This is a genomic window from Bacillus sanguinis, from assembly GCF_018332475.1.
Classification (GTDB): Bacteria; Bacillota; Bacilli; order Bacillales; family Bacillaceae_G; genus Bacillus_A; species Bacillus_A sanguinis.
This window is the reverse complement of the sequence record NZ_BOQB01000292.1, coordinates 1-6,729: the sequence shown is the minus strand read 5'-3', so window position 1 is coordinate 6,729 and position 6,729 is coordinate 1. Positions and strand designations below refer to the sequence as shown.

Here is a 6,729-nt window from a genome sequence, read left to right as displayed (position 1 = left end):
ATCGAAGGTGATGTTGTTATAATTATTTATGTCCAATCTAAATGAAGATATACATCATGAAATTAAATTTTATGTTGGGCTTTTTATTTTTCTTTTTTTTATTTTATGATAGGATAAAAAAGATAAAGTGAAACTAATTTACATAATGGGTTCGTGTTAGCAAATGGTGAGATGAATACATAAAAAATGCAGAGCGGTTATTTTAAGTAAGAGTTCTCTTATTGTTCGATGAAAGGTGAATGGAAAACTTCATGGAATAGTAAAGTTTGGTAGCGGTTACTGAATGGAGAAAGGCTTTCTATAATTGCTCGATAGATTGAAATAAAGGTAGTGACAACAGATGAGAGTAGTTTCAGGAAAATGTAAAGGGCACCCACTTAAAGCGGTACCAGGTAATACAACACGTCCAACGACAGATAAAGTAAAAGAATCAATTTTTAATATGATAGGCCCGTATTTTGATGGTGGTACCGCTCTTGATTTATTTGGCGGTAGTGGTGGTCTTGGAATCGAGGCTATAAGTAGAGGGATTGATAAAGCAATCTTTGTTGATCGAGATAATAAAGCGATAAAGGTAATCCATCAAAATTTAGAAAGTTGTCGAATACAGGAACAAGCTGAAGTATATCGAAATGATGCAGAACGTGCGGTAAAGGCTCTTATAAAACGTGAAATATCATTCGATCTTATATTAATTGATCCTCCATATAAAGATCAAAAAATTGTATCTTTAATTAGTGTGATGGATCAACATGGATTGCTACATAGAGATGGGTTAATTATGTCAGAGCATGGTAATGATGTGGTTTTACCTGATTCTATAGGGAGACTTGTAAAAGTAAGAGCTGAAAATTATGGGATTACAGCAATATCGATTTATAAGTATGAAGGTGAGGGGACGGAATGACTAGTATAGCTATTTCTTCGGGAAGTTTTGACCCAATTACCCTTGGGCATCTGGATATTATTAAAAGGGGAGCAAAAGTATTTGATGAGGTATACGTAGTAGTTTTAAATAACTCGTCAAAAAAACCGTTCTTTTCAGTTGAAGAGCGCTTAGATTTAATTCGAGAAGCAACAAAGGATATCCCGAATGTAAAAGTAGATTCACATAGTGGATTATTAGTGGAGTATGCAAAAATGCGTAATGCAAACGCGATTTTACGTGGGTTACGAGCTGTTTCTGATTTTGAATATGAGATGCAAATCACTTCTATGAATCGGAAACTAGATGAAAATATTGAAACCTTTTTTATTATGACAAACAATCAATATTCATTTTTAAGCTCGAGCATTGTGAAAGAAGTTGCGAGATATGGAGGAAGCGTAGTAGATCTTGTGCCTCCTGTTGTAGAGCGTGCTTTAAAAGAAAAGTTTCAAACCCCGTTAAAGTGAACGGGGTTTTTCTTTGTTGCTACGAAAAAATAATAAGATAACATATACATATAAACAAAATAGTGTAAATATCGGTCCGTAGTGTACGAAAGATGTCCAAATTTTATGCAGTATAGAAGAATGATTCGATAAAAATACGGGGATATCTTTTTGCATAGGTGAAAAAGAGCTTACTTTTTCATAAAATGGTTTCCAAAATATAAAAGTAAAAATTGGAGCAAGAATACTTTGGATAATTCGTGCGAAAAAATAGGGCTTAAATCGGATATCTGTTTCAGCTAATATGCTAGCAATTTGTGCCTGAATAGAAAGGCCGCTAAATGCTAAAATAAAGCTTGTTACCATAGCTTGCTGCAGGAGGGGTGTTTCATTTACTTGACTGATCATTTGGCTTCCGAGTGTCATTTCAAAAATTCCTGATAATATCGGAATACTAAATTCTGTAGTTAGTTGGAAGAATGATAAAATATGTTGCATAATAAGAGAAAGTGCTGCTGTAATATGAAATACAGTAATCATTTTATTTAAAACAGAGAATAAAATAATAAATCCACCAATCATAAGTAACGTTTGAATAGAAGAAACGATAGCGTCCCCAAGTAATTTTCCTATTGGTCTTTTTTCTTGCATGCGTGTCTCGTGTAGGATTGAAAAAGGGTTTTGAAAAGGACGTTTTGTAATAGTATGTTTATCATTCGTGGAAATGTTGTTATTGCCGTAAAAACGCATCAATAATCCGACGGCAAAGTTACTTAAATAATGTGCAGCAGCTAATACGATTCCTAATTTCGGATTATTGAAAAAACCGATAGAAACAGCTCCAAAAATAAAAAGTGGATTAGATGAGTTTGTAAAAGATACGAGGCGCTCTGCTTCGATTTGTGTTAGCTGATTACTTTTACGCAGTCTAGCGCTTAATTTGGCGCCAGCAGGGAATCCTGAAGCCATTCCCATTGCCCAAACAAATCCGCCTATCCCTGGAACGCGAAAAAGTGGTCGCATGAGTGGTTCTAATATAACGCCTATAAATTTTACAACACCAATACTAATGAGAAGTTCCGCAATGATGAAAAACGGTAAAAGTGAAGGGAATACAACTTCCCACCATATATTTAACCCTCGAATGGAAGCTTGCAAAGCAGCTTGGGGGTGGAGTACAAGAGAAAAGGTTAAAAAGAGTGTTGATATGGTAAGGAAAGCCGTTTTCCATTTTTCATACATGTAAGTAAATCCCCCTTTGTCCCAAAAAACGTTCATTTCAGTATACGTGGATACGTGGTGAATTTAGACCATAAGTATGAAAAAGGAATGAAAAAAATTAAAGGGTGAGAAAAATGAAAGAACCGAAAATTGGTTTAGCTCTTGGATCTGGGGGCGCAAAAGGATTTGCTCATATTGGTGTTATAAAAGTTTTAAGGGAAAATGGTATTCCGATTCATATGATTGCAGGAAGTAGTATGGGGGCTTTAGTAGGTACATTTTATGCAGCTAGCTCAAACGTTGAAAGGCTGTATAAACTGGCAAATGTTTTTAAGAGGAAATATTATTTAGATTTTACGGTTCCGAAAATGGGATTTATTGCTGGAAAACGTGTCAAAGATATGATTAAAATGTTTACATATAATAAAAATTTAGAAGAGTTAGATATCCCGACGGCTGTTGTGGCTACTGACATCTTGAAGGGGGAAAAAGTAGTTTTTACAAGTGGTCCTGTTGCAGAGGCAGTGAGAGCCAGCATATCTGTACCTGGAGTATTTGTACCAGAAAAAATAGATGGACGATTATTGGTGGATGGCGGAGTGATTGATCGCATTCCAGTATCGGTTGTGAAAGAGTTAGGTGCTGATATTGTTATTGCTGTTGATGTATCTCCGATTAAAGTGAATGGGGAGGTTACGTCTATTTATGATGTAATTATGCAGAGTATTGAAATTATGCAACATGAGCTTGTGATGAATCGACAAATTGCATCGGATTTAATGATGCGACCAGCTGTAGAACAATTTAGTTCACGTGCTTTTACAAACATTGAAGCCATTATTCGAGTGGGAGAAGTTGAAGCGGAAAAACATGTTGCAAATATTTTTTTATTAATTGAGCAGTGGAAGGAGAAACATAATGTTTAAGCGTTTTCGGTTTATATATGCAATTTTAATAGGGGTTATATTGGCGATGTTACTTGTTTACGTACGTTTACCGTATTATGTAACAAAACCAGGAATGGCGGCCAAATTAGAGCCTTACGTTCAAGTTGAGGGTGGAACGAAAGAATCTGGTGATTTTATGCTTGTCACAGTTTCGATGGGACCAGCAAATGCGGTGAATTTAATAGCGGCACAGTTTAATAAATATACACATATTTCGAAAGCGGAAGAAATATTGCAAAAAGGTGAGAGTGATGAAGAATATCAATTTCGCCAAAATTATGCGATGAAAGATTCGCAAAATGCAGCGATCTATAATGCTTATAAACGTGCAAATCGTACTGTTTCTTTTGAAAATAAAGGTGTATTGGTTGCTGGTGTAGCGAAAGGGATGCCGTCAGAAGGGAAGCTTAAACTTGGAGATGTCATTATAGCTGTCGACGGAAAAACATTTGAAAAGACAGAGCAATTTATTGAATATATGACAGGGAAAAAAGAAGGCGACGCAGTAAATATTGAGTACAAGAGGAATGGGAAACAGTTAAAAGAAAATTTAAATGTAAAGACCATTCCGAATGGAAATGGACGTGTTGGTATAGGGGTTTCTATCGTTACGGAAAGAGAATTAGTGGTAGATCCGAAAGTGAAAATTGATTCTCATGAAATAGGCGGACCATCGGCAGGTCTAATGTTTACATTAGAAATATATAATCAACTTGTGGAAGATGATTTAACAAGAGGGCATGAAATAGCTGGAACAGGGACGATTAATGAAAAGGGAGAAATTGGCCCGATTGGTGGTATTCAGCAAAAAGTGGTCGCTGCAAGTGATGCAGGTGCTGAAGTGTTCTTTGCGCCAAATGAAAAAGGTGCGGAGAAATCGAATTATAAAGATGCACTTGAGGCTGCGAAAGATATTAAAACAAAAATGAAAGTTGTACCAGTTGATACGCTGGATGATGCATTAATGTATTTGGAAAAAATGGGCGAGAAAAAATAAACCTCTCTGGAAAAGAGAGGTTTTTTTATAGAAATTTTGCAGTTGTTTCATCATAACGAATTGGATGGTGTGTTGCATCTTGTTTTAGTAGTTGTGTTCGTAATGGTTCTTGCAGGATGGAGAAATATACAGAATTGGCTTTTCGCTCTATCTGTAAAGTAGGATGGTCAAATGTTTTTGTATGGGTAAGGATTGGAAGCTCTATTTTTTTCTTGTTTTTTGAAAGGTAAGTTTGTCCTTTTTGTGACATGCCTAGTAGACGAATGTACGGTGCATGCTGCTCTATATTTGCGCTATGTATTTCTTCTTTTGTTGTATTTGTTAAAATGTGTGTACAAGCTCTTTGTAATCTAGTCCACGTATAACGCTTCGTTTTTAATGCTTCCATGAATGAATGGAAGGAGGAATTGGTTTGTATTTTTGATAAAATACGATGCTCTAAACCTTCTTCTATTTCATATATATGTCGTAAGTCTTCTGGAGACATCGTCATGAGTTTGTATTTAAAAAATGAAAAGTATTGTTCCCAATTATGTAATATTCCGTAGTTTTGTTTGTAACTTGCTAAAAGAGAAGCGGTCGCTTTTGGGATAAAAGGCTCAATTTCTGCGAAGGAACTATTTTTGCTAAAAAGTTGTTTGCGAATACTTGTTGCGCTTGCTATATGTTGGTCGTTAAATGTTTCATCATGATAATGAGATGCGAATCTTTTTATCGTTTGTGCTTGTATAGAATTATTTTGCGTCAGGATTGCTTTCATGTATTGGAAACCTAAAATATTATTTGGTTGTGACATGTCTATGTTTTTTTCAGAAGGTAAAATGTGTAAGAAAGCTTCAGATGTAGCTTTTGCGTAACTATTACCTGCGTTCATAAATTGCTTTACAAGATGATTAAAAGTCTCTTCTTCATTTTTTTGCACAGAAATGGTGTTGTAAAAATTTTCTATTTTCCCATCTTCACTACCGAAACAAATTTCAGAAACGTGTAGGGCGTTTAAAATGGAAATAGCGCCATTTGCAAAGGTTTCAGCCTTTTGTGTTGAAAAGGCATATGGAAGCTCTACAACAAGGTCTACACCGCATGATAAGGCCATTTTGGTGCGATACCATTTGGATATGAGTGCTGGCTCACCACGCTGTAAAAAAGGGCCACTCATAACAGCGATTGTAATATCAGAGTGTGTTAACTTTTTTGTTTGTTGCACATGATAATCATGACCGTTATGAAAAGGGTTATATTCAACAACAATACCACTGGCTTTTATGGTAATCTCTCCTTTCGATGTAGCATCTTTTTGAAAAACGTGATACTCTATATAATATTTACTATGATGACTTCATTATAGTGTAAAGAAAAAACATTGACAAATATAAAATGGCTAGCTATAATTTTGTTTGTTGCCTTGAGGTGATATGATATGAAATGGTCCATCCATCAATTGAATAAATTGAGAAATAAAGGATTGACATTGGATGAGATGGTAGATGTAAGTGAGCTAAAAGAGGTCGAGAAAGATATTCGTGAAATTAATCCTGTTCATGTAACAGGAAGAGTTGATTTTGGCTCCGGTAAGTTTACGTTCCATCTACATATAACTGGAAGCATGGTTTTACCGTGTTCTCGCTCTTTAGTAGATGTGACATTACCATTTGACATTAAAACAACTGAGGTGTTCCAAACTTCGCAAGAAGAATTTGAAACTGAGGCTGAAATTCATTGTTTAGAAGGAGAAGTACTTGACTTACTGCCCGTAATCAAGGAAAATATACTTTTGGAGATTCCAATGCAAATTTTCAGTGATGATGTTTCTGGTGGAGCGCCGATGCAAGGTCAAGACTGGCAAGTGATTTCGGAAGAAAACAAAGAAAAGACTGTTGATCCAAGATTAGCAGGACTTGCAAAGTTTTTTGACAAATAATCGGAAGACTGGTTCAGGCCTTCATATGAAAATAACTATTTCTTTTAAGGAGGTGGGAAGAATGGCTGTACCTTTTAGAAGAACTTCTAAAACAGTAAAAAGAAAGCGTCGTACGCATTTCAAATTATCAGTACCTGGTATGGTAGAGTGCCCAAGCTGTGGTGAAGCGAAATTAGCTCACCGTGTATGTAAAGCATGCGGTACTTACAAAGGTAAAGAAGTAATCAGCAAGTAATTGCGGGAAAATAAACGTAGAAGATATCTTCTAC

At 35.7% G+C, this 6,729-nt stretch carries 8 protein-coding genes; 6 read left to right on the top strand and 2 right to left on the bottom strand.

The genetic code is table 11. The features are described 5' to 3' along the window. Positions 1-340 precede the first annotated feature (340 nt). On the top strand, positions 341-907 hold the full coding sequence (rsmD, locus tag KI369_RS24205) for a 16S rRNA (guanine(966)-N(2))-methyltransferase RsmD (protein ID WP_073516240.1): 567 nt from the start codon (positions 341-343) through the stop codon (positions 905-907). Next, a complete protein-coding gene (gene coaD, locus KI369_RS24200; RefSeq protein WP_000200598.1) occupies positions 904-1,395 on the top strand; it encodes a pantetheine-phosphate adenylyltransferase in 492 nt (163 codons plus the stop codon). The genes rsmD and coaD overlap by 4 nt, the downstream gene beginning before the upstream one ends. Here coaD and ylbJ read toward each other — a convergent pair. Further along, a complete protein-coding gene (ylbJ, locus tag KI369_RS24195; RefSeq protein WP_212957752.1) occupies positions 1,387-2,616 on the bottom strand; it encodes a dipicolinic acid transporter SpoVV in 1,230 nt (409 codons plus the stop codon). The genes coaD and ylbJ overlap by 9 nt on opposite strands. Positions 2,617-2,729: 113 nt before the next feature. Here ylbJ and KI369_RS24190 point away from each other — a divergent pair, with 113 nt between their 5' ends. Then, positions 2,730-3,521 (top strand): patatin-like phospholipase family protein, encoded by a 792-nt coding sequence (locus KI369_RS24190; RefSeq protein ID WP_212957750.1) that lies wholly within the window; start codon positions 2,730-2,732, stop codon positions 3,519-3,521. Then, a complete protein-coding gene (locus KI369_RS24185) occupies positions 3,514-4,539 on the top strand; it encodes a SepM family pheromone-processing serine protease (protein ID WP_212957749.1) in 1,026 nt (341 codons plus the stop codon). Before KI369_RS24190 ends, KI369_RS24185 begins: the two co-directional genes overlap by 8 nt. 25 nt (positions 4,540-4,564) lie before the next feature. Here the strand turns inward: KI369_RS24185 and KI369_RS24180 are convergent, their stop codons facing one another. Next, a complete protein-coding gene (locus KI369_RS24180; protein ID WP_212957754.1) occupies positions 4,565-5,806 on the bottom strand; it encodes a nucleotidyltransferase in 1,242 nt (413 codons plus the stop codon). A gap of 153 nt (positions 5,807-5,959) precedes the next feature. Between KI369_RS24180 and KI369_RS24175 the strand changes: the two genes are divergently transcribed. Together KI369_RS24175 and rpmF are read left to right on the top strand one after the other, a co-directional pair. Further along, positions 5,960-6,460: a YceD family protein gene (locus tag KI369_RS24175; RefSeq protein WP_000872144.1), complete on the top strand. Its 501-nt coding sequence runs from the start codon at positions 5,960-5,962 to the stop codon at positions 6,458-6,460. 61 nt (positions 6,461-6,521) lie between these two features. After that, on the top strand, positions 6,522-6,695 hold the full coding sequence (rpmF, locus tag KI369_RS24170; RefSeq protein WP_001984764.1) for a 50S ribosomal protein L32: 174 nt from the start codon (positions 6,522-6,524) through the stop codon (positions 6,693-6,695). Positions 6,696-6,729: the final 34 nt, after the last annotated feature.

What these genes read in the sequence shown, in the direction of transcription:
- rsmD (WP_073516240.1), top strand. Translation starts at nt 341, where the DNA reads ATGAGAGTAGTTTCAGGAAAATGTAAAGGGCACCCACTTAAAGCGGTA.
- coaD (WP_000200598.1), top strand. Translation starts at nt 904, where the DNA reads ATGACTAGTATAGCTATTTCTTCGGGAAGTTTTGACCCAATTACCCTT.
- ylbJ (WP_212957752.1), bottom strand. Translation starts at nt 2,616, where the DNA reads ATGTATGAAAAATGGAAAACGGCTTTCCTTACCATATCAACACTCTTT.
- KI369_RS24190 (WP_212957750.1), top strand. Translation starts at nt 2,730, where the DNA reads ATGAAAGAACCGAAAATTGGTTTAGCTCTTGGATCTGGGGGCGCAAAA.
- KI369_RS24185 (WP_212957749.1), top strand. Translation starts at nt 3,514, where the DNA reads ATGTTTAAGCGTTTTCGGTTTATATATGCAATTTTAATAGGGGTTATA.
- KI369_RS24175 (WP_000872144.1), top strand. Translation starts at nt 5,960, where the DNA reads ATGAAATGGTCCATCCATCAATTGAATAAATTGAGAAATAAAGGATTG.
- rpmF (WP_001984764.1), top strand. Translation starts at nt 6,522, where the DNA reads ATGGCTGTACCTTTTAGAAGAACTTCTAAAACAGTAAAAAGAAAGCGT.